This window comes from Glutamicibacter sp. St.4D3, assembly GCF_059728615.1.
In genome coordinates this window covers 933623-955873 of sequence record NZ_AP039380.1, presented here as the reverse complement: position 1 = coordinate 955873, position 22251 = coordinate 933623, and the positions used below count along the sequence as shown (strand labels likewise).

Genomic DNA, 22251 nt, shown 5'->3' with positions numbered 1-22251 from the left:
ACCGATGACGACTACCGCCGTCCGGGATAATTCGAATATCCGCCTCTTCGGGCTGTTCATGATCAAACGCCTGGTGCAGGCCGCGGTGGTGATCGCCATTGTGTCGGTCATCGTCTTCCTGCTGCTGCAGGCACTGCCCGGGGGCCCGGCCCGCGGCATTCTGGGCCAGGCGGCCACGCCCGCCCAGATCGAGGCCTTCAACCATGAGATGGGCTTCGACCTGCCGCTGATCCAGCAGTACTTCAACTACGTCAGCCAGTGGCTGACCGGGGACCTGGGCCGCTCGTTCGTGATGAACGAGGACGTCTCCTCGCTGATCGCCCAGCGCCTGCCCAAGACCCTGATCCTGGCGATCGCCGCCGTGGGCGGGGCCCTGCTGGTCTCCATCCCGCTGGGGATGGCCCAGGCGCTGCGCCGCAACAAGCCCTTTGACTACATCATCACCGGCATCAACTTCGTGGTCTACTCCACCCCCAGCTTCTTTCTGGGCCTGCTGCTGATCATGTTCTTCGCCCAGCTGCTGGGCATCCTTCCGGCCAGCGCCCCGCAGGGCAACACCGTGGGCGAAATCCTGGCCCAGCCCAAGGAAATGGTGCTGCCGGTGCTCACCAGCGGGCTGGCCGGGGTGGCCACCTTCTCCCGCTACATGCGCTCCTCCACCATTGACAACCTGCACGAGGACTACGTGCGCACCGCCCGGGCCAAGGGCACCGCGATGAAGCGGGTCGTGGCCCGCCACGTGCTGCGCAACTCGCTGACCCCGGTGGTGACCATGCTCGGCTACTACCTGCCGGTGATGTTCGGCGGGGCGCTGGTGGTGGAGCAGCTGTTCAACTACCCGGGCATGGGCCTGCTGTTCTGGAATGCGGCACAGACCACCGACTTCCCGGTGCTGCTGGGCTGCATCCTGGTGATCTCCCTGGCCACCGTGATCGGCTCGCTGCTGGCCGACATCACCCAGTTCATCCTCGATCCGCGTTCCCGTGGAGGCGTCAAATGAGTGAGACAACCAAGAACCCGACGGCCCCGGCCACCCCGGCGCGCAGCGCCGAGGCGGCGATGAGCCCGACCAGGCGCGCGGTGCGCCAGTTCTTCTCCAACAAGCTCGCGGTGCTGGGCACCGCCATCCTGGTGGCCCTGGTGCTCTTCAGCTTCCTGGGACCACTGTTGTACCCCACCGAACAGGTCTCCACGAACCTGATGGCCTCCAACCTCACCCCCGGGGAGCAGGGGCACGTGCTGGGCACCGACGGGCTGGGCTATGACGTGCTCGGCCGGCTGATGGTCGCCGGGCAGACCTCCATCCTGGTGGGCCTTGCCGCCGGCGTGCTGGCCACCGTGATCGGCACCCTGTGGGGTTCAATCGCCGGCTACGCCGGGGGCTGGGTGGACGCGGTGATGATGCGCATCGTGGATGCGGGCATCGCGGTGCCCGGCATCTTCCTGCTGCTGGTGATCTCCGCGATCGTGCGCCCCAGTGAGTCCATGATGGTGCTGATCATCGGCCTGGTCTCCTGGCTGGTGCCCGCGCGCCTGACCCGTGCCGAGGCCCTGAGCCTGAAGACCCGGGACTATGTGCTGGCCGTGAAGGCCACCGGCGGCAGCAACACCCGCGCCGTGGTGCGCCACATCATCCCGAACACCATCGGCACCGTCGTGGTCAACGCGACCTTCCAGGTGGCCGACGCGATCCTGCTGATCGCCTACATCTCCTTCCTGGGCATGGGCCTGCAGCCACCGGCCACCGACTGGGGCGCGATGCTCAGCGAGGGCATCTCCTCGGTCTACTCCGGGGCCTGGTGGCTGATCTTCCCGGCGGGCATCGCCATTGTTCTTGTAGTTTGTGCGTTCAACTTCATCGGTGATGGGTTGCGCGACATGTTTGATGTGCGAGGTCAGCAGTGAACCAGAACCCTACCCCCGAATCCACCCGGCGGGCGCGCCGCGCGGCCGAGCCGGCCGAAGTGGCGCTGCAGGTGTCGGACCTGGAAGTGGACTTCGTGACCAAGAACCGCACCGTCAACGCGGTGCGCGGGGTCAGCTTCGAGGTCAACCGCGGCGAGGTGCTGGCGGTGGTCGGTGAATCCGGCTCCGGCAAGACCATCACCTCCCTGGCGGCGCTGGGCCTGCTGCCCAGCACCGCCCGCACCCGCGGTTCCCTGCAGGTCGCCGGGCACCAGGTGCTGGGCAGCCCGGACTCGATGATGGACACGTTGCGCGGCAACGTGGTCTCCATGGTCTTCCAGGAGCCGATGACCGCCCTGAACCCGTCCATGAAAATCGGTGCGCAGATCGCCGAGGCGATCCTGAACCACACCGAGGCCAGCAAGGCCCAGGCCCACGAGCGGGCGGTGAGCCTGCTGGAGAAGGTCGGCATCCCCGACCCGGCCGGCAAGGCCCGCAACTATCCACACCAGCTCTCTGGCGGCCAGCGCCAACGCGTGGTCATCGCCATCGCCCTGGCCTGCAACCCGGCGGTGATCATCGCCGACGAGCCGACCACGGCACTGGATGTGACGGTGCAGGCCGAGATCCTGGAGCTGCTGCGCCAGCTGGTGCGCGAAACCAACACCGCCCTGGTGCTGATCACCCACAACATGGGGGTCGTGGCCGACCTGGCCGACCGGGTGGTGGTGATGAAGTCCGGGCTCGTGGTGGAAAGCGGACCGGCGTTCGAGGTATTGCGCACCCCCACCGATCCCTACACCCAGGCGCTGCTGGCCGCGGTGCCCAAGCTGCCGCAGATGCAGCTTGAGCAGCGGGAAGTCCACGCCCAGACCGTACCCGACGCCCAGGAGGCAGCACGCCGTGCGGCCGGGGAGGAAATCCTGGTGATGGGCGAGGTCTGCGTGGACTTCACCTCCGGCACCCGCAAGATCCGGGCGGTGGACCACGCCGAGCTGGTGATCCACCAGAACCAGATCGTCGGGCTGGTGGGCGAGTCCGGTTCGGGCAAGTCCACCCTGGGCCGGGTCCCGCTCGGGCTGGTGCCGTTGAGCTCCGGCAGGGTGGAACTGTTCGGCAAGGACATCTCCGGCCTGTCCCGCCGGGCGCTGCGCCGGCTGCGCTCCCGGCTGGGCATCATCTTCCAGGACCCGGGCGGCTCCCTGGACCCGCGCATGACCCTGGGCGATTCGATTGCCGAGCCGATGATCATGCACCGCAAGGAGCTGGCCGACCCCGGCCGCGGCTTCCGCGAGCGCCGGGTCGCCGAACTGATTGACGCGGTCCGCCTGCCCAAGGACACGGCGCTGCGCTACCCGCATGAGCTCTCCGGTGGGCAGCGCCAGCGCATCGGCCTGGCCCGGGCGCTGGCCCTGGCCCCGAAGCTGCTGATCGCCGACGAGCCGACCAGCGCCCTGGACGTCTCGGTGCAGGACGAGGTGCTCACCCTGCTGCTGGAGCTGCAGCAGGAGCACGGCTTCGGCTGCCTGTTCATCAGCCACGACCTGGCGGTGGTGCATTCGGTGTGCGACTCGGTCAGCGTGATGCGCCAGGGCCAGGTCCTGGAGTCCGGTCCGGCGGCCCGGGTGCTCACCGACCCGCAGCAGGACTACACCCGGCAGCTGCTGGCCTCGGTCCCCTCCCCGGATCCAGAAGCCCAGGCGCTGCGCCGCCAGGCCCGCCGGGAACTGCTCGCACTTGGAAGTGAAGGGAAATAGTTGAAGGCACGACTAGGAATAGACATCGGCGGCACCGGGATCTCGGCGGTGATGCTGGATCCGGCCGGTCAGGTGCTGGCCAAGTGTGCCACCCCCTCCCCGGCCTCCGAGGGCGGGGACGCCATGGTGCAGGCCGTGCGCCGGGTCAGTGTCGAGGCAATCGCCCAGTCCGGGGCCACCCCGATCAGCGCCGGGGTCGGTGCCGCCGGGGTGATTGACGCGCACGGCGTGGTCAGGGTGGCCAGCGACTCGTTTAGCGGCTGGCAGGGCTACCACCTGGGGGCCAACCTGCAGCGGGCGCTGTCCATGCCGGTGAGCATCGGCAACGACGTGGCCGCATTCGTGCTGGCCGAACAGTTCTACGGGGCCGGGTACGGGCACCCCAACTTCTTCGGCATCACGCTGGGCACCGGGGTCGGCGGCGGACTGGTGCTCGGCGGGCGGCTGTTCACCGGGGAGCACGGCGCGGCCGCGGAAATCGGGCACATTCCCGGCTTCGGCGAGCGCCTGTGCACCTGTGGCCGGCTCGGCCACTTGGAGACCCTGGCCTCGGGCCGCTCGGTGGCGGCACGCTACTACGAGATGACCGGTTCTCCGCTGACCGCCCAGCAGGTGGCCCAGGCCGCCCGGCAGGGCGATGGCGCGGCGCAGCATATTTTCCAGGAGGCCGGCGAGGGGCTGGCCCAGGCGGCCCTGGTGGTTTCAGGGCTGCTGGATCTGTCCGCCTTCGTGATCGGTGGCGGGCTGGCCCGTTCCTGGGATCTGCTGGAACCGGTTATCGGCGCCACGCTGGAGGAGATCCCGCCCATTTCCGGGCATCCGGTGCAGATCCTGCCCAGCGAGTTGGGCAGTGAGGCGGTCGCCATCGGCGCGGCCCTGTTCCCGGCGCAGGCCGAGAGCGTGGCCGCCTAGCAAGCGGCAGCATGTCAGTGGCGGCGACTCCTCCCTCATCGGGACGCAGTCGCCGCCACTTTCGTGTTCCGGCGGGTTTGCCTACACCGGGCTGGTGAGCTTCCAGCCGTACCCGGCCGGGTCGGTAAAGCCGGCATGCCACTGGCCGTCCTGCTGGTGCGGTTCCAGAACGTTCCCGGCTCCCGCGGCTCGTGCCGTATCCAGCAGTGCCTGCAGTGCGTTGCGGGACGCCGCATGATGGCAGAGGGTCAGGGCACCGTCATGGCCCGTGCCCTCGTCGTTGACCCCGACGTCCTTGGCCAGCCCCTTGCGCGGCAGCAGCCCCAGCCGGAAACCGCCCTCGGTGAGCTGGAAGTCAATGAACTTGTCCCCGTAATCGTGGCGGGTAAGCATTCCCAGCTGCTGGTAGAAGGTGGCGGTCTGCTGGGGCTGCTCAACCCCCAACAGGACCAGCAGCTCATTCGGCTTGGGCGAGGCCTGCCCGGTGGCGGAGTTCTTCTTGGTGGCCGCGGAGACTTTCCAGATCGCTCCCTGCGGGGCGTGGAAGGAGGCGGAGTAGTCCCCGAAGAACTGTTTCTTGGCCGGTTTGATCATCCGTGCCCCCTGCTGGTTCGCCGCGCCCAGCAGCTGGTCCACATCAGTGGGCTGCTGGAGAATGACACCGAGGACATACCCGTCAAAGGCCGGGCTTGCCGGGGGTGTTCCCTCCCCCGGGACAATGTGCAGCTGACCCTTACCGTGGATATTCAGCGGTGTATCGGCGGCATCAGTGGCATTGGCGTCATTGAGCGCGAAGGCTTGGCGGTAAAAGGAGTGGCTGGCGACAGGGTCGGAGGATCTGAGCCGAACCATATCCAGGCGAAGCGGCATTTTGGTTCCTTGTCGAAGTTCGGCGGCTTTCGGTGACGCTGGGGCGCCTACGCCTGGTTGATGCGGATGAGGTTGCCTGCCGGATCACGGAAGGCGCAGTCCCGCACCCCATAATCCTGATCCATGGGCTCCTGAACCACGTCGGCGCCCGCGGCCTCGAGCCGTGAAAACAGCCCATCAAGGTCATCGCTGGAAAGGGTCAGCGCCGTATAGGCGCCCTTGGCGATCAGCTGCAGGATGGTGGCGCGTTCTTCCTCGTTGATACCCGGGTCCACTGCCGGCGGATGCAGCACGATGGAGGTTTCCGGCTGGCCCACCGGACCAACCGTAATCCAGCGCATGTCCTGGTATCCGACATCCTTGCGAACCTCAAATCCCAGGGCATCGCGGTAGAACCCCAGGGCGGCTTCGCCGTCGGTGTGCGGCAGAAATGCGTAGTTGATTTTGATGTCCATGCCTAAAAGCTACCAGCGCTATTTCGCGGCGGCTTCTTGATTCCTGACCGGTCTGGTGACCTGCCGTGACTGGCAGGGAGGGATCCCCGGGCTGCTGGGCGAATGCTCATGCCGGTACACGCTGGGCGCGACTCCTACCAGCTCGGTGAAGCGGGTGCTAAATGTCCCCAATGAGGAAAAGCCCACCATGAAGCAGGCGTCGGTGACGCTGACATCTCCGCGGCGCAGCAGGGTCATCGCACGTTCGATTCGCCGGGTCATCAAATACGAGTATGGGGAGTCCCCATAGATGCGCCGGAACTCCCGGCTCAGGTGGCCGCTGGAGATATGCGCGTCGCGCGCCAACGCCTCAAGGTTCAGTGGCTGGGCATACTCCCGGTCGATCCGGTCGCGTACCCGGCGGATCAGCACGATGCTTTGGAGTTTGTGCCCTTCGGCTTTCGAGGCGCCCATGCCGCTATTCTTTCACGTCCTGTTGAAGGGGTTTCGGTGACAAGGCAGCGTCTAGAGCGTGAGGCGCTGAATGATGACCGGAAGCATCATCAGGAAGGAAAACAGCGATATCGCCGCAACCGTGTACCCGATAAAAAGTGCGGAGCGGGCCAGCAGCGCTCCCCTGCCCGGGGTGGTCTTCAGCTGGTGCAGGGCCACGTGGCCTGCACCGACGGCGAAGATCGCCACGGTTGCCAGGTCGAAGAACCAAAGGGCGAAAACGCTTAGAAGTGCGATGACGAATGCAAAAACAGAAATCTTGTTCAACGGCTGCGACCGGATGGATTCGGTGGTTTGTACTGCGCTCATCGCATTGACCTCCACAGTCATCGTCAACTTTGAGCGTACCCCACACAGGAGCAGCGCCAGATTGCCGTACGCAACATAAGGTAGGAAACAGTACCCCGCCGCAGTCCAAGAAACCGGGCAGGAATTTCAAAGTCGAAGGCTCATTCCGGTTCTGCATTGCCCTATGCGCAGGGGCCGGCCGGTTTGCGCGCTTCGAGCCGTCTGCTGACGGTTGCCAGGTTTATGCGGTGGCGGTGGCCCCAGGCCTGCCCATTGTCAGGCCAAGAGAAATCCATGCGAGAACCGGAACAGCAGCGATGACAGCGGTGGCGCCAAAGGGAAGTATCGAGTTCGAGGTCAGAACAAACGCGGTGCCCATGACGGAGAAAGTACTGGCCATAATCCCTAGGACAGGGACGACAAGTTGAGCATCCCGCCCGGATTCCGACGTGGCCGCAATCCCCACGGCCAGCATCGCCGCCGCTGCTAACAGGGGGACGATGGTCAGTCCGTTCGCTCCGGTAAAGATCGAACCGGTCGCCAAGCAGGCCGCAACGAAGACCTTGAGACGAGAAGACATTCCGAACATTGCAGTTTCCGGCATGGATTCAACCCTTCGTTACTGGCTGGAGCCTGCCGTGCAGGAAAACCACGCTCCAGCCGTGGAGGTACGTGCCAACCACGATAACCAGCTTGGCTCGCTTTAGCGAACGCTGAGCGTCGGCCCGATGCTTTCCTCTGCTGTCCCCGCGGCCGGGTGGAAGTTAGCTCTGTGCCTCAGCCCTGCTAGTCGAAGAAATCCTCGTCCACTTCAACGACGTCGTATGTCTGCTTTACTTGAACACCGACCCGGTACTTAATCATCAAGGAAACCAGTCTCTTCCCGTCTATCAGGATGACCCGCGACTGGATCCCGGATGCGTAGTCACGAGCGTGCTGGGTAAATGTGCTGGTGGTGATGAAGACTCCGCGGCTCGCGCCAAATCCGTGCAGTGCACCGATGAATGCCTGGATTGTTTCGCGCCCGACGCTGTTGCCTTCCTTGTACCGCTTTGCCTGGACGTAGATTCGTTCCAGGCCCAAGGCGTCCTGGTCAATGACGCCAGCGACTCCCCCGTCACCGGTACCGCCTATACGTCGCCCACGCTGCTCGGCCCCTCCATAGCCCATGGCCAGCAACAGCTTGACGACGGCCTCTTCAAAGAAATCGGGGTGGCTGTCGCGTAAGCGCGTCAGCAGGTGTTCCCCCACATCTTTGGCGATTCTGTTAATCCCGAATTCGATCTGTTCGATGGGATCATCCACTACCTGTACCAAGACGGCTTCATCCTTGGGCAGCGCCGTTTTCTTTCCCTGGGGCCAAAATGGTTCGAAGATCTTGTTGGCTTCCGAGAGTGAGTCCAATCCATTGGGATGCTCTGCTGCCCATCTGCGGCCGGCTTCGGTAATCCGGTAGTTGCCACGCGTTGGCCGTTCTATCCATCCGGCCTTGGTCAGGTGGCTGAAGGCCCAGCCCAGTCGCTGTTCGGCACGCAAACCACCGGAGTTGAGGGTCTCTTCTCGGGCAGATTTTGAGAGGCCAGCTGCTTCAATGGATCGGTGAATCAGATCCCGGCGGTGCACGATACTTCCATCTTCGAGTACCGTCAGCACAGGCAAAATGAACTTCGGCCAGACCGGCACCTCGGATTGTCCTTGTTCTGGGACTGGTTCGCTCATTGCTTGTCCTTGGGATCCGCAGGGGTGAGGTTCTACATTCTGGTCATGTCACAGGTGGGATCACAAGAAGGCGCAGCTAACAACATACATTCCACAACACAGTTGCCTCTACCGTACTTTGCCAAGTCATCAAGGATACAGAAATCCCCGACACCGCAATGAGCTCATCCGACTTTCGTCGACTTGCCCACGGCAGCGCCGGGGATTTCAAATTTGCGAGGGGGTACTACTTACGCAGACCCAGACGCTCGATCAGCGAGCGGTAGCGCTCGATGTTGGTGTTCTTCAGGTAGCCGAGCATACGACGACGACGACCGACCAGAGCCATCAGACCACGGCGGGTGTGGTGATCGTGCTTGTGCTGCTTCAGGTGCTCGGTCAGGTCCGAGATCCGGCGCGACATCACAGCGATCTGCACCTCAGGCGAACCGGTGTCGCCTTCGTGGGTGGCGTAAGCCTTGATGATTTCCTGCTTGACTGCGGCATCCAGTGCCATACAAACTCCTAGAGTTGGACCGCGCTTACAAGGTAGTGCTCCGGGTTTTGACTCCCAGTGCGAAGCCTACGCAACCGCGGACTGCAGCGTAGGCCAGCGTTAATGCTATCACCGACCCCGGCGTTTTCGCGCCCTCCAGGCATGGGTGAGATATGGCACGTCAACCCGTTCGGCGGCGTCATGGCCAAGGTGCTCGTACCAGTACCAACGCAGGTTGGACTCAACCTTGTTTCTGGTTGCTTCGTTCGCGCGGCGGTAGTAGCTGCGCGAACGGGTCAGTTCAATGACCTCCTGAAGCGTTAGTGCCATGGACCAGTGCCAGATCCCTGATTCAGGGGCCGCGAACTGGGGCCCGAAGGGCGGAATGAGTTCCGGTCGGTGAACGTCCCCGGCATGCATGATCCGGGTCAGCCGGTGCACCCAGGGCACCGAGACATCCAGCTGGTTCCACAGCAACACCAGCCTGCCCTCTTCGCGCAGCAGCCGGGCTGCCTCGGCGCTGGCCTGCTCGGGATCAACCCAGTGCCAGGCTTGGGCGTAGCTGACCACGTCCACGCTGGACTCGGCAAGCCCGGTCTGCTCCCCCGGCGCGAGGACGGTATGCGCACAGTGCAAACGGGAATTGAGAACTTCGAGCATGTCCTGGGAAGGATCAACGGCCCACACCTCGACACCCCGCGAGGCCAGCTGTTCGGTAAAGATCCCCGAGCCGCACCCGATGTCGGCCACCTGTTTGACCGGCCCCTCCAGGGTGAAGTCCAGTGCGGCCTGCGGGTACGGGGGTCGGATCCGGTCATAGCTCTTGGCGCCATGCTGGTAGGCGGCGGCCATCGCGGCCCGCTTCTGCTCCGGCAGGATGAAGGCGCGCTGCGGCAGCGAGGGAATCTCAGCCATAATCCGTCAAAGCCCGTGCCCGGCTACGCCTGCTGGGAGAGCACCGAGCGGGCCTGCTCGACGTCTTCGTTCATCTGCTCGATCAGGGCCTCGATGCCGCGGTAGGCGACCATCGGGCGCAGGTGCCTGACGAATTCCACCACGATTTGTTGGCCGTAGAGGTCAAAGTCCCCGAAGTCCTCGGAAGGCCGGTCAATGACGTGGGCCTCGACCACACGCGAAACGCCGTCGAAGGTCGGGTTGGAGCCCACGGAAATCGCGGCCGGCCAACGCATGTCGGCCTCATCCACGAGCCATCCGGCATAGACGCCGTCGGCCGGGATGATGCCGCTGGCGTCGCTGGAAAGATTGGCGGTCGGGAAACCCAGTTCACGTCCGCGCTTGGCGCCGTGAACCACCTCCCCGCGCATCCGGTGGGGGCGGCCCAGGATCTCGGCGGCGCCCTCAACGTTGCCCGCGGAAAGTTCCTCACGCACCCAGGTGGATGACAGGCGGCGCTTGTCCCCCACGTCCTGCACGCCGATGACGTCGAAACCGTACTTTTCGCCCAGCTCGCACATGTACGCGAAGTCCCCGGCATTGTCCTTGCCGAAGCGCACGTCGTGGCCCACCACCACGGCAACGGCACCGAGCTTGTCCACGAACACCTCACGCACAAAGTCCTCGGCGGAGTTCTGCGCGAACTGCAGGGTGTAGTGGATCATCAGGACCGCATCCAACCCCACGGCATCCAGGGTGTCGATGCGGTCGGCCAGGCCCATGATCAGTTCGGGCGCCGATTCGGGACGGTGCACCAGGGCCGGATGCGGGTCGAAGGTGATCGCGACCGACTTGGCGTCCCGCTGCTTGGCCTGCTGGACCACGCGGTCCAGCACCTGGCAGTGCCCGAGGTGAACCCCGTCAAAGTTGCCAATGGTCACCACCGTGGGACCGACAGCTGCCGGAACCGCTTCAAGACCCTTCCAATAGTGCACGTTGCTCCTTAGGTGTGGTGGAGGGCAGCAAACCTGCCCAAGCAATTCTTACATGTCTGTTAGGCGCGGCGCTCATCGCGGTTGCGGTACAGCCACCACAGGCCCACGAACGGCAGAACCAGCGGGACGTAGCCGTATCCCTTGCCGAAGAAGCTCCACACCGAATCGTGGCCGAAAAGCTCGGGGTGGGTGAAGGACAGGATGCCCACCACCAGCACGCCCACCAGTTCGAAGGACACCGCGTAGAGGGCGGTGAACCAGGCCTTCGGCTTGGAGGAGGCCAGGGTCACGGTGGCCAGGATGTACACCAGCCCCGAAATCAGTGACAGGGTGTAGGCCACCGGGGCCTCGGAGAAGTCCCGGAAGAACATTTGGTACAGCGCCCGGATCGTTGCCGAGAGTGCCAGCACGCCGTACACCGCGATGATGATTCGACCCAGGCCCGTGGATCGTGCCGGCTTGGGCGCGCGCTGCTCGCCCTTGCGTGCCGCTGCGGCGTCGACGATGCGCGAGTTGCGCGCCTTTTCACTCATACCAATGCTCCTGCATCCCAAATCTGTTCCATGCGGAACAACATGACGAAAACTATTAGCCCGTTGGCGGTCAGTACCGCGTTGGCCCAGCGGCTCTTGTCGCTGACGGCCCAGAAGAAGGCAATCGGCGGAATCAGCAGGGCGGTGATCAGATAGCCCCAGAATTCCCAGACTTCCCCGGTGATCGGCTGTCCGCCCAGCTGGCGGATCGCGGCGGAGATGCCATAGACAACCAGGAAGACTTCGGTCAGTGCCGTGGCGATCAACGCGTAGTCATCCGGGTAGGTGCGGATGATGGTGGCGACCAGTCCCAGCAGCACGGCCAGGCCACAAATGATGGCGCCGGCAATAAAGAAGCCGTCAACGATGATCACAGGCTTGTGCCCTTTCGATACTTGTGCAGGTGTCGTGCTTTTCTCCACCGGTGTTCCCCCACCGGCCGCACACCGCTATTTGGCGGTGAAGACCAGCTGGGTGCGCGCCTTGGCTCCCTGGTCCTTGAGCAACGCCACGAGGGTGCCGTTCGGGGCGAAGGCCGCCACGATCTCGTCCTTCGTAACGTCCATGACGCTGCTGGAGGCGGCGATCGTGCGGCCGAAGGACAGCTCCACGGCCTCATCCACGCTCACGGTCCGGTTCGGGAAGAGTGCTGCGGCCGCCTCGTCCAGGGGCAGCATCTCGAATTCCTCTGCCAGTTCGGCCAGCCGCTTGGTCTGGGAAATCTTGTAGGGGCCGACCTCGGTGCGGCGCAGGGCAGTGAGGTGTCCCCCAACGTTCAGGGCCTCCCCCACGTCGCGGGCCAGGGCGCGGATGTAGGTGCCGGAGGAGCAGGACACGATCACGTCCACATCGATGATCTTCCCGCCGTGTTCGCGGCGCACCTCGAGGATGTCGAAGCGGCTGATCGTGACGGGACGGGCCTTCAGCTCCACCTGCTGGCCTTCGCGCACGCGAGCGTAGGAACGCTTGCCGTCCACTTTGATGGCGGAAACCTGGCTGGGCACCTGTTCGATGTCCCCACGCAGCTTGGACACCTCGCGTTCAATGTCTTCCTCCGTGACCGCCGCGGCGATGCGCTCGGAGAGGACCTCGCCTTCGGCGTCATCGGTGACGGTGGACTGCCCCAGACGAATTGTCGCCGTGTAGGTCTTGTCATGGCCCACGATGTAGGTCAGCAGACGAGTCGCCTTGTTCACGCCGACCACCAGGACTCCGGTGGCCATGGGATCCAGGGTGCCGGCGTGGCCTACTTTTCGGGTGCCGGCCAGCCGCCTCACACGGGCGACGACATCATGGGAGGTCATTGCTTGGTCCTTGTCGACCAGCACCAGACCTGATGCTTGCGTTTCCTGGGGCTGTCCGGCTTTACTCACGCCCTCCAGTATAGGCGTGGTATCAACTATTTAGCCTGTCCTTATCATCAAGGGTGAGCGGTGACACAGAGTTGGCCAACCGGTGCAGCGCAAAAAGCAGGAGCTTGGACCTGCCGTCATCTGCCGATACTGAATGGAGGCTTCCGGCGGCAAACAACAGCTGAAAACCGAAACTCTCATGCAGCTTAATCGAGGCCGTGTTGTTCTCGTTCGTGAAGTAGTAGACGACGTCGGCGCGAGGGGCGATCCAGGCAAGGCGTGCCGCTGTCAGCGCCCGGCCCACCCCGTGTCTGCGCCACCGCGGGTCGATGACAATCCCGCCCAGGTAATGCCCTGCCGGCGCGGCACGGTCCGGCTCAGCATGCCAATGGGTCTTGGCAACGCCAATGACGGTATCGTCCTGGGTGGCCACGAGACTGACCCGTGATGCGGTCTTCCGCAGTGCTTCGCGGTCCCAGCCGAGCTGTCCGCTGCGTTGGCACAACCTCGCCACCCCCGCCTCGTCTTCGGGCCGCGCGCGGCGGATCCGGTACCCTGCAGATGGCTCGCTCATGGTGTCCAACCTAGGTTCCAACCGTCTGCCGGTGCGGACAGCAGTCCATCCGCTACCCGCTTTCGGCCCATGAAGTACGTGCTTTTCACGGTTGCCATTGACCGGCGCACACAGCAGTTCATAAAGTCGTGGCTACTCGTGACGGCACATGTCGCCACCGTTGAGCACGGTGTAGCTGGGGCACCGCGCGCATCCCGTTTCCACGGTGTCACCCGCAAACGTTCCCCATCGCTCACTGCCTTCAGTTCTTGCTACGAAACGCTCCCTCTCCTCCACGATCAGCCTGCCACCTTTTCCAGCGATGCCCCGGGAACCATGCGGACCAACTGCAGCTGCTGCGGTCCTTTTTGGAGCGCGGCACCCTTTGACGAGGAATCATCATGAAGCTTCGACACATAGCGGCCGGGGCCGCCGCGTCCGCATTGGCGGTCACGCTCAGCCTTGCCCCCCGCCCAGGCCCATCAGCAAGACCACCACCGGCCGCCCACCGGGATCAGCAACGTCAAGACCGTCGCCATCAATCTCGTCGGCCCACTGCGGATCGCTTTTGGAGACCATGGCTCGATTCTTGTTGCGGAGTCCATGTCCGGGCAGCTGACCTCCATCAGCGCCCACGGCAAGAAGCGGACCCTGGTCAACGCTCCGGGCCGGGAAATCGTCGGGGTCTCCTACGCCCGGCACACCGCCTACTATTTCGACAATCTGGTCGGCAGTGACCAGGCACCGCCAAGCCCCAAGGACCCGGCGTTGCTCAAGTCCATTGACCACCGGGGCAAGGTGCGCACCATCGCGGACCTGGCGGCCTTCGAGCGCAAGCACGACCCGGACGGCAAGACCGTGTACGGGGTACGCAAGGTCTCCAAGGCCTGCCTGGCCCAGGCACCGGCACTGCGTTCCAAGGGCGAGCTCTACTCCCACCCCTACTCCAGCGCGCCGGTGCGCAGCGGCGTGTACGTTGGGGACGCCGGGGCCAACGCGATCCTGCACGTGGACCGCCGCGGCAAGACCCGGCTGGTCAAGGCCCTGCCGGCCGAGCCCATCAAGATCACCGAGGCCGTGCGCCAGCTGGCCTCGGAGTCCGGAATCCAGATCCCGGACTGCATGCTGGGCCTGACCTACTGGGCCCAGCCGGTACCCACCGACATCACGGTGAAGGGCAACTGGATGTACTACACGGTGCTTCCCGGCGCCCCGGGTGAGTCCCTGGCCACCGGCAAGGTCTACAAGATGAACCTGCACACCAAGAAGACCTACACGGTGGCCAGCGGCCTGAACGCACCGACCGGCGTGGCCGTGGATCACCGCGGCGGGGTGTACGTCTCCGAACTGTTCGGCGGCGGGGTGGCCAAGGTGGTGCGGGGCAAGGCGGTGACCGTGCTGCCGGCGGCAATGTCCGCGGACGTGGAGGTCTCCGGGCACCAGCTGATCGCCAGCACCGATGCACTGGGCACGGAGGGGAAGGTGCTGCGCGCCCGGGTGCAGTAACCACTGCCCCTGCCGCAACCGTGAACAGCGGTTCGGCCACAACAAGGGATCCCCAGGGCGGCAGGCTCGCATTGAGCCCCCACCCTGGGGATCCTTGTGGCATCCGCCGCGGCGGATGAGCGGTTTGATGGTCGAGGACTACTCCTCGTCCTCCTCCGACTCCTTCTTGTACGGGTCCTCGCCGCCGGCGAAGGTCTTGCCTTCACGCAGCGCGGCCAGTTCGGCGTCCTTCTCGCGGGCCTTGGCCAGCAGCTCCTCCAGGTGCGAGGCGCTTTCCGGGATCTCATCGGGCACGAACTCGACGGTCGGGGTCAACCGGATGGTCAGGTTCCGGCCCAATTCCTTGCGCAGCGCACCGGTCTTCTGCACCAACAGCTCCGCGACCTCGGCCTTCAATTCGGCCTCCCCGAGCACCGTGTAGTACACGGTGGCGTGCTGCAGGTCGTTGGTGACCCGGGCGTCGGTGACGGTCACGTTGTCGATCCGCTCGTCCTTGATGACATTGCGCAGCGACTGCGCCATGAGCACCTTCACGCGCTGGGCCAGGCGGGCGGCACGGGCTGAGTCAGCCATCTTCTTACTCCTTCACGGTTCAAGCCCCAGCAGCGGTCCCAGGTTGCCCTGGCAGCCCTGCTGCGGCTTCAAGCTTCAGTTTCCCAAGCGGTGGTTCCCCCAGCTTAGGACCGGGCGGCCTGGTTTTGCCAAGCGCCACGGCCCGAGTTGGCTGCGGATTCCCAGCCTGAAAGGCGCGTGGGCGCACACCGGAACGCTGCTCCGGTGCGCGCCCACGCAGATTGCCTGACGCGGTCTTAGTCGCGCGGCTTCTCTCGCATCTCGAAGGTCTCGATGAGGTCGCCTTCCTTGATGTCGTTGAACGAGCCCAGGCCGATACCGCACTCGAAGCCCTCGCGGACCTCGGTGACATCGTCCTTCTCGCGACGCAGCGAATCGATCGACAGGTTCTCGGCGATGACGTTGCCATCACGCACCAGGCGCGCCTTGCTGTTGCGCTTGATGGTTCCCGAACGGATGATCGAACCGGCGATGTTGCCGAACTTCGAGGAGCGGAACACCTGGCGGACTTCCGCGGTGCCCAGTGCGACCTCTTCGTAGATCGGCTTGAGCATGCCCTTCAGGGCGGACTCGATGTCGTCGATCGCGGCGTAGATGACCGAGTAGAAGCGCATGTCCACGCCTTCCTTGTCGGCCATCTCGGTGACGCGCTCGGCCGGGCGGACGTTGAAGCCGATGATGATCGCGTTGTCCACGGTCGCCAGGTTCACGTCGTTCTGGGTGATGGCACCCACGCCACGGTGGATGACGCGCAGCTGCACCTCGTCGCCCACGTCGATCTTCATCAGCGAGTCTTCCAGGGCCTCCACGGCACCGGAGACGTCGCCCTTGAGGATCAGGTTCAGGGTGTCGATCTTGCCCTCGGCCACGGCCTGGTCGAAGTCCTCCAGGGTGATGCGCTTGCGACGCTTGGCCAGCTGGGCGTTGCGCTCGGCAGCCTCACGCTTGTCCGCGATCTGGCGGGCGGTGCGCTCATCCTCGGTGACCAGGAAGCTGTCGCCGGCGCGCGGGACGCTGGACAGGCCCAACACCTGGACCGGACGCGACGGCAGGGCCACGTCCAGGTTCTCCCCGTTCTCGTTGAACATGGCACGCACACGTCCGTGCGCGGTGCCGGCCACGATGGTGTCGCCCACGCACAGGGTGCCGGACTGCACCAGGACGGTGGCCACGGCGCCGCGACCCTTGTCCAGGTTCGCTTCGATGGCCACACCGCGGGCGGACTTGTCCGGGTTCGCCTGCAGTTCCAGGCTGGCGTCGGCGGTGAGCAGCAGGGCGTCCAGCAGGTCGTCGATGCCCAGCTTCTGCAGCGCCGAGACCTTCACGAACATGGTCTCGCCGCCGTATTCCTCGGGCACCAGGCCGTACTCGGTGAGCTGGCCCATGACCTTGTCCGGGTTCGCCTCGGGCTTGTCAACCTTGTTGACCGCCACGATGATCGGCACCCCGGCCGACTGGGCGTGGTTCAGCGCCTCCACGGTCTGCGGCATGACGCCGTCGTCCGCGGCCACCACCAGCACGGCCAGGTCGGTGACCTTGGCACCGCGGGCACGCATGGCGGTGAACGCCTCGTGGCCCGGGGTGTCGATGAAGGTCATCGGACGTTCGCGGCCCTCGTGCTCGTGCACGATCTGGTACGCACCGATGTGCTGGGTGATGCCGCCGTGCTCGCCCTCGATCACGTTGGACTTGCGGATGGCATCGAGCAGACGGGTCTTACCGTGGTCGACGTGGCCCATGATGGTCACCACCGGGGCACGCTCTTCGAGCATGTCCTCGGTTTCGGCTTCCAGCTCGGCATCCAGGTCCAGCCCGAAGCCTTCGAGCAGTTCGCGGTCCTCGTCCTCCGGGGAGACCACCAGCACCTTGTAGCCCAGCTCCTCGCCGAGCACCTCGAAGGTGGCCTCATCCAGCGACTGGGTCGCGGTGGCCATTTCGCCCAGGTGGAACAGCACGGTGACCAGGGCTGCCGGGTTCGCGCCGATCTTGTCGGCGAAATCGGTGATGGTCGCACCGCGGCGCAGCCGGATCTCGGTCGAACCGTTGCCGCGCGGCACATTCACGCCGCCCAGCGACGGTGCGCTCATCTGCTCCAATTCCTGGCGCTTGGCGCGCTTGGACTTGCGCTGCTTGCCGCGTCCGCCGCCACCGCGGCCGAACGCGCCGCCTACGCCGCCGCGGCCACGCGGGGCACCGGGACGGAAACCGCCGCCACCGCTGCCGCCACCGGGACGACCACGGCCCGGACCGCCGCCACCGGGGCGGCCGCCGCCGGCCGGAGCCGGACGCTCAGTGCGGTTGGGCATGATGCCCGGGGTGGCCTTGGCACCGGTTGGGGTGCGCGGGGCCGAGGGACGCGGGCCGCCCTGGCCAGCTGCCGGGCGCGGTCCGCCCTGGCCGGCCGCCGGACGGGGACCGCCCTGACCTGCCGGACGCTGCGGACGCGGACCACCCTGGCCGCCCTGACCGGGACGCGGGGCGCCACCCGGGCGCGGACCACGGCCGCCACCGGGACGCGGGCCGCCCTCACCGCGCATGCCCTGCTGGGAGGCAAACGGGTTGTTGCCCGGGCGCGGACCACCCGGACGCGGGCCACGACCGCCACCGGGGCGCGGTGCCGGGGCGTCGGTCGAGCGCATGCCCTGCTGGGAAGCGAACGGGTTGTTGCCCGGGCGCGGACCGGCCGGCTTCGGGGCCGGCTTGGGTCCTGGCTTCGGGCCACCGGGGGTCGGGGCAGCAGCAGCCGGCTTGGCCGGTTCGCTGCTGGCCTCCGGGGCCGGCTTCTGGGCCGGCTTCGGTGCGGCACCGGGCTTGGGGGCGCTGCCGCCAGGCTTGGGTGCGTTGGACTTCGGTGCTGCCGGGGCCTTCGGGGCTGCCGGACGGGCAGCGGCGGGCTTGTTGGCAGCGGGGGCCGAACCACCAAAGGCGGCGCGCAGCTTGCGCACGACCGGGGGCTCGACGGTGGAGGAAGCGGAGCGAACGAATTCGCCCATTTCCTGTAATTTATTCAATGCGTCTTTAGAGGTGATTCCGAGCTCTTTGGCGAGCTCGTGAACGCGGAGTTTAGCCACATCTCTCCTGTATCAGTGTGATCGGCCGTCACTCCACACCACAGGGGAAATGGGTTTCGGCAGATCAGTGGATTAGTTCGTCTTGGTCTTCCGCCGCACGGTGGAATACGCGAAACTGATTTGTCATCGTTTGGCGCTCATCGTTGCGGACTCATCGGGTAGCCATCAGATTTCTGACCCGCTTTCCTTATCTCTGCCAGTTCGCTGGCGGGGTGCCAGTCGAGCTTCGTATGCAGCAAAATCCTCCAGCACCGACCCGGCATCCACCTGCGCGCGAAAGGCACGGGCAAATCCCTTGCGGTGTACGGCTTGCTGCACACACTTTGGTGTCGGGTGCGTCCAGGCGCCACGTCCGGGCGCCGGGCTCAGCACGGCCAGCCGCGCCCGCGGTTGCGGGGTGCCAGGGTGCAGTACCCAACGGATGAGCTCATCCATGTTCGTGGTGGTGCGGCATCCCAGACAGGTGCGTTGCTGATGCAGCTTCATGCCCTTGGGACTTCCCACTTCCACTTATTCTTTAAATGAGCCAACTAATAGTCTAGCGCGTTTATGCCCCGGTGCGCGTGTGAGGTAACTATCACGTACCCGACCGGGGCTTCCCGTCGCAGCTAGTAGCGCGGTTCCTTCCCGCCGGAAGCGGCCAGGATGTCAATGCGCCAGCCGGTGAGCTTGGCGGCCAGGCGGGCGTTCTGCCCTTCCTTGCCGATCGCCAGGGACAGCTGCCCGTCCGGCACGATGACGCGGGCGCGGCGTTCGGCCTCGTCTAGGATTTCCACGGAGTTGACCTTCGAGGGCGACAGGGCCGCGGCAATGAACTTGGCCGGGTCCTCGTTGTAGTCCACGATGTCGATCTTCTCGTCGTTCAGCTCGTTCATCACCGCACGCACGCGGGTGCCCATTTCACCGATGCAGGCGCCCTTGGCGTTCACGCCGGCCTCGGTGGCGCGCACCGCAATCTTGGTGCGGTGCCCGGCTTCGCGGGCCAGCGCCTCGATGACCACGACGCCGTCGGCGATTTCCGGGACTTCCATTTCAAAGAGCTGGCGCACCAGGGACGGGTGCGAGCGGGACAGGGTGATGGCCGGTCCCTTGGTGCCGCGCTCCACGGACACCACGAAGGCGCGCAGCCGCTCGCCGTGCTTGTAGCGTTCACCGGGAACCTGCTCCGGCGGGGGCAGCACCGCTTCGACGTCTCCGACGTTGACCTGCACCATGTGGGCGCTGGTGCCCTGCTGGATGGTGCCGGAGATCAGTCCGCCCACGCGCGAGCGGTATTCGCCGACCACCTGGTCATCCTCCGCCTCTCGCAGACGCTGCATGATCACCTGGCGGGCGGTGGAGGCGGCGATGCGGCCGAAGCCCAGTGGGGTGTCGTCGAACTCGCCCAGCAGCACACCGTGCTCGTCATAGTCCTCAACCATGATCGCCACGTGCCCGTTGCCGCGCTCGATGACGGCGCGGGCGTTGGGCATGGCGCCCTCGGTCTTGTTGTAGGCCAGCAGCAGGGCCGACTCGATGGTGGTGATCAAGACATCCATGGGGATGTCTCGGGTCTTTTCCAAGGTGCGCAGTGCATCCATATCGATGTCCATGCTCAGGCCTCCGGGTCTTCTACGTCGATGATGTCCAGGTGCTCGTCGGTGCGGTTGAATTCCACATCAACGACGGCTTTGCGAATCTCAGCCAGGGCGAAGGGACGCGGGTCATCCACCTTCTCCTTCATGCCCTTCTTGGCCGGGGCGTGGTGCACGGCAAGCTGCACCTCATCCTCGCCCACCTCACAGATCCGGCCGTGCAGCTTGCTGCCGTCAGTCAGGGTGATGTTGACCATTCGCCCCACGGCGCGCGCCCAATGGCGGGGAACGGTCAACGGACGGGACAGACCCGGGGAGCTGACCTCAAGCTCATAGGGAGCGGCATTGGCGTACACGGAATCGGCGTCCAGTGCCTTGGAGATGGTGTCGGTGACTTCGCCCAGCTGATCGAGGTTGACCGAGTCGGTGCCCTCGGGAAGGTCTACGGTAATCTGCATCAGCTGCTGCTTGCCCGCTGGCCGAAGGGTGATGTCTTCGAGAACCAGCCCGTGGGATTCAACTTCCTTTTGCAGCACGGTCATCAACCGCTTTGCTTCCTGTTCGGTATCGGCCGGCTTGCCGGTCATGGATATCCTCCCACGTTATTCGATGTTGTACATCCAAGCGTAGCGCGAAGGGGGCACGGCTGGATACGAGTTTAGCCCTGCAGGTGAAGGAACTCACGCGGAATCCCGCCGGACCGGCACCCCGGAACCGGCTCCGGAGGAGATCATGGGATGATCAAGGGGATATGAAAGACGCTGCTTCCTCATCTTCCCGCAAAGCCCCCAGCTGGCTGGCACCCCTGCTGGCCGTGGTTTTGGTCCTGGCCCTAATGTGGGCCCTGGGCGTCACCGTGTTCCGCGGGGCACTGGAAGACCGGGGGCTGCCCGAGGAAATTCGCGGATCGAGCAATGAACAGCTGCGCGAATGGGAGTACGGCGCACAGCTGAAGCAGCTGGGCCAGCGGAGCGAAACCCTGGCCGCCCTGGCCAAGGAGGCAAAGCAGGAAACGGCGCCAACGCTGCAGGCCCTGCATGACTCACTGTCTCAGGCCAGTGCACTGCTTGGCGAACTGCACTACGAGGACGAGCAGCCGACCGAGCTGGCGACCAGTTATTCCGCCGAGGCGGCTACGAGGCTGGCCAATGAAGTGCTGCAGGCAGGTCAGAGCGTGCCGGTGAATGAGGCCGAGGATGAGGCTGGCGGCGCGCTGCTGGCCCGCATTGCCTTCGAGGTGAGCCTGGATGCGCGCAGCGTGCTGCATGCCGTGCAAGAAGATGACGCACGGCAAGTCCCGGCACCGCTGGGCAGCACAGAGGGTGCGGGTGACGCTCCGGCGCAGCCCGAGACCGGCGCAGTGGCATGCCTTACCGACCGGCAATTGTTGGATCAGCAGACCGCACTCCCGGAGGACACCGACCTGGTCGCCCTGCATGCGGCCCGGGCATTGGATCGCGGTTACGCACTGGACTATGTACTGCAGGTGCAGGCCGCCCGTAGTGGTGCCAAGCAGGCCGCGACCATCGAGCAGCACCGCCAGCAACTGGCCGAGCACCTACAGGACCTGCGAGCAACCGTTCCCGCAGACTGTCCCGACCTTCGCCTCACGGCCTACGATTTGCCGGACGGCGGCCTGGAGAAATTGCCCTCCCTGGCCAGCTCGCTGCAACAGGAATTCACCACCGAGCTGCTGCTAGCCGTGGGCGCTGCAGAGGACCAGACACGCCAGGTTCTGGGTGACCTCGTCTGGAACGTCACCACCGAGCAGCAGGACGCTGGGAAGCCAGCTCAGCTCCTGGCACCTGCCAAGCGATAGCCCTTCGATCCATCCCGCGGGCGGGAACGGGTCGTGTCTTGCTCTTGCCCCTTTGCTTCGGCTCGTGCGCAAGGCATGTCGGCTGCCCTGGATCCTCGGCCGCACCCCACCGGCGGGCAACGCCACGAGGATGCCGCGTTAACCCGCTCGCGCGCACTGAGCAGTTACACTTCGCACCGGGAACGCGCCATTACATGCATTCAAATACATTAACTTCGTATTTATGCCCCATTTATGCGGCAGTAAAATCAAATAAACTTGCGCGCCAGATACCATTATCCCTAGCAGATAACCCACGGACTGTGGAGTCGGCATAAATACTTTCAGGTAGATTTCAGGATGACTCTATTGATCCTGAGAAACATCTCAGAGATCACACTCCAAGCTCAGCTTGAACGGACTCCCCCAGAGCCGTTCATTCCATAAAATAGCTAGTCAAGTAGCAAATTTTTGACGCAAGAAGCAAGTATGGCGGATTGTTTCACACACCCATAAGGTGCTCGAGGTT

At 64.9% G+C, this 22251-nt stretch carries 24 protein-coding genes; 6 read left to right on the top strand and 18 right to left on the bottom strand.

The annotated features are described in order from the left end of the window. Positions 1-4 precede the first annotated feature (4 nt). The 4 genes from AC6I21_RS04420 to AC6I21_RS04405 are packed head-to-tail and all read left to right on the top strand — an operon-like array spanning position 5 to position 4574. Positions 5-1000: an ABC transporter permease gene (locus AC6I21_RS04420; RefSeq protein WP_138173280.1), complete on the top strand. Its 996-nt coding sequence runs from the start codon at positions 5-7 to the stop codon at positions 998-1000. Continuing rightward, on the top strand, positions 997-1905 hold the full coding sequence (locus AC6I21_RS04415; protein WP_138925884.1) for an ABC transporter permease: 909 nt from the start codon (positions 997-999) through the stop codon (positions 1903-1905). The genes AC6I21_RS04420 and AC6I21_RS04415 overlap by 4 nt, the downstream gene beginning before the upstream one ends. Continuing rightward, positions 1902-3662, top strand: coding sequence for a dipeptide ABC transporter ATP-binding protein (locus AC6I21_RS04410; protein ID WP_175419323.1), 1761 nt, complete (start codon positions 1902-1904; stop codon positions 3660-3662). Before AC6I21_RS04415 ends, AC6I21_RS04410 begins: the two co-directional genes overlap by 4 nt. Then, on the top strand, positions 3663-4574 hold the full coding sequence (locus AC6I21_RS04405; protein WP_217496552.1) for an ROK family protein: 912 nt from the start codon (positions 3663-3665) through the stop codon (positions 4572-4574). An 81-nt stretch (positions 4575-4655) separates the two neighbouring features. Here the strand turns inward: AC6I21_RS04405 and AC6I21_RS04400 are convergent, their stop codons facing one another. The 13 genes from AC6I21_RS04400 to AC6I21_RS04340 form a co-directional block, all read right to left on the bottom strand. Next, the gene (locus AC6I21_RS04400; protein WP_138925883.1) at positions 4656-5444 is read right to left on the bottom strand and encodes a VOC family protein; all 789 of its coding nucleotides are present in this window, start codon (positions 5442-5444) and stop codon (positions 4656-4658) included. Positions 5445-5491: 47 nt separating this feature from the next. Next, positions 5492-5899: a VOC family protein gene (locus AC6I21_RS04395; RefSeq protein ID WP_138173286.1), complete on the bottom strand. Its 408-nt coding sequence runs from the start codon at positions 5897-5899 to the stop codon at positions 5492-5494. 18 nt (positions 5900-5917) lie between these two features. Next, positions 5918-6352: a helix-turn-helix transcriptional regulator gene (locus tag AC6I21_RS04390; RefSeq protein WP_138925882.1), complete on the bottom strand. Its 435-nt coding sequence runs from the start codon at positions 6350-6352 to the stop codon at positions 5918-5920. Positions 6353-6403: 51 nt separating this feature from the next. After that, positions 6404-6721, bottom strand: a complete 318-nt coding sequence (locus tag AC6I21_RS04385; RefSeq protein ID WP_138925881.1) for a hypothetical protein — start codon at positions 6719-6721, stop codon at positions 6404-6406. Between the two features lie 199 nt (positions 6722-6920). Next, positions 6921-7283, bottom strand: coding sequence for a hypothetical protein (locus tag AC6I21_RS04380; protein ID WP_246049765.1), 363 nt, complete (start codon positions 7281-7283; stop codon positions 6921-6923). A 182-nt stretch (positions 7284-7465) separates the two neighbouring features. Next, entirely contained in the window at positions 7466-8398 is a 933-nt protein-coding gene (locus tag AC6I21_RS04375) for a restriction endonuclease (protein WP_138925880.1), read from the bottom strand. A 226-nt stretch (positions 8399-8624) separates the two neighbouring features. Next, a complete protein-coding gene (gene rpsO / locus AC6I21_RS04370; RefSeq protein ID WP_054820746.1) occupies positions 8625-8894 on the bottom strand; it encodes a 30S ribosomal protein S15 in 270 nt (89 codons plus the stop codon). A gap of 108 nt (positions 8895-9002) precedes the next feature. Next, positions 9003-9788 (bottom strand): class I SAM-dependent methyltransferase, encoded by a 786-nt coding sequence (locus AC6I21_RS04365; RefSeq protein ID WP_138925879.1) that lies wholly within the window; start codon positions 9786-9788, stop codon positions 9003-9005. A 23-nt stretch (positions 9789-9811) separates the two neighbouring features. After that, on the bottom strand, positions 9812-10762 hold the full coding sequence (locus AC6I21_RS04360) for a bifunctional riboflavin kinase/FAD synthetase (RefSeq protein ID WP_138925878.1): 951 nt from the start codon (positions 10760-10762) through the stop codon (positions 9812-9814). Positions 10763-10821: 59 nt separating this feature from the next. Then, the gene (locus AC6I21_RS04355) at positions 10822-11295 is read right to left on the bottom strand and encodes a hypothetical protein (RefSeq protein ID WP_171021084.1); all 474 of its coding nucleotides are present in this window, start codon (positions 11293-11295) and stop codon (positions 10822-10824) included. Continuing rightward, positions 11292-11669, bottom strand: a complete 378-nt coding sequence (locus AC6I21_RS04350) for a hypothetical protein (protein WP_246049763.1) — start codon at positions 11667-11669, stop codon at positions 11292-11294. The genes AC6I21_RS04355 and AC6I21_RS04350 overlap by 4 nt, the downstream gene beginning before the upstream one ends. Positions 11670-11744: 75 nt before the next feature. Then, the gene (gene truB / locus AC6I21_RS04345; RefSeq protein WP_138925877.1) at positions 11745-12668 is read right to left on the bottom strand and encodes a tRNA pseudouridine(55) synthase TruB; all 924 of its coding nucleotides are present in this window, start codon (positions 12666-12668) and stop codon (positions 11745-11747) included. Positions 12669-12690: 22 nt separating this feature from the next. Further along, on the bottom strand, positions 12691-13221 hold the full coding sequence (locus AC6I21_RS04340) for a GNAT family N-acetyltransferase (protein ID WP_138925876.1): 531 nt from the start codon (positions 13219-13221) through the stop codon (positions 12691-12693). A 441-nt stretch (positions 13222-13662) separates the two neighbouring features. On the opposite strand from AC6I21_RS04340, the gene AC6I21_RS04335 reads away from it, so the two are divergent. Next, entirely contained in the window at positions 13663-14706 is a 1044-nt protein-coding gene (locus tag AC6I21_RS04335) for a ScyD/ScyE family protein (protein WP_138925875.1), read from the top strand. 138 nt (positions 14707-14844) lie between these two features. Here AC6I21_RS04335 and rbfA read toward each other — a convergent pair whose 3' ends face one another. The 5 genes from rbfA to rimP form a co-directional block, all read right to left on the bottom strand. After that, entirely contained in the window at positions 14845-15279 is a 435-nt protein-coding gene (gene rbfA / locus AC6I21_RS04330; protein ID WP_138173304.1) for a 30S ribosome-binding factor RbfA, read from the bottom strand. Between the two features lie 236 nt (positions 15280-15515). Beyond that, complete coding sequence (infB, locus tag AC6I21_RS04325; RefSeq protein ID WP_138925874.1) at positions 15516-18350, bottom strand: translation initiation factor IF-2; 2835 nt, start codon at positions 18348-18350, stop codon at positions 15516-15518. 165 nt (positions 18351-18515) lie between these two features. Continuing rightward, on the bottom strand, positions 18516-18836 hold the full coding sequence (locus AC6I21_RS04320; RefSeq protein WP_138173308.1) for a YlxR family protein: 321 nt from the start codon (positions 18834-18836) through the stop codon (positions 18516-18518). Between the two features lie 122 nt (positions 18837-18958). Next, entirely contained in the window at positions 18959-19942 is a 984-nt protein-coding gene (nusA, locus tag AC6I21_RS04315) for a transcription termination factor NusA (RefSeq protein ID WP_138173310.1), read from the bottom strand. Between the two features lie 2 nt (positions 19943-19944). Continuing rightward, the gene (gene rimP / locus AC6I21_RS04310) at positions 19945-20511 is read right to left on the bottom strand and encodes a ribosome maturation factor RimP (RefSeq protein ID WP_138173312.1); all 567 of its coding nucleotides are present in this window, start codon (positions 20509-20511) and stop codon (positions 19945-19947) included. Between the two features lie 164 nt (positions 20512-20675). Between rimP and AC6I21_RS04305 the strand changes: the two genes are divergently transcribed. Further along, positions 20676-21743: a hypothetical protein gene (locus AC6I21_RS04305; protein ID WP_138925873.1), complete on the top strand. Its 1068-nt coding sequence runs from the start codon at positions 20676-20678 to the stop codon at positions 21741-21743. Positions 21744-22251 lie beyond the last annotated feature (508 nt).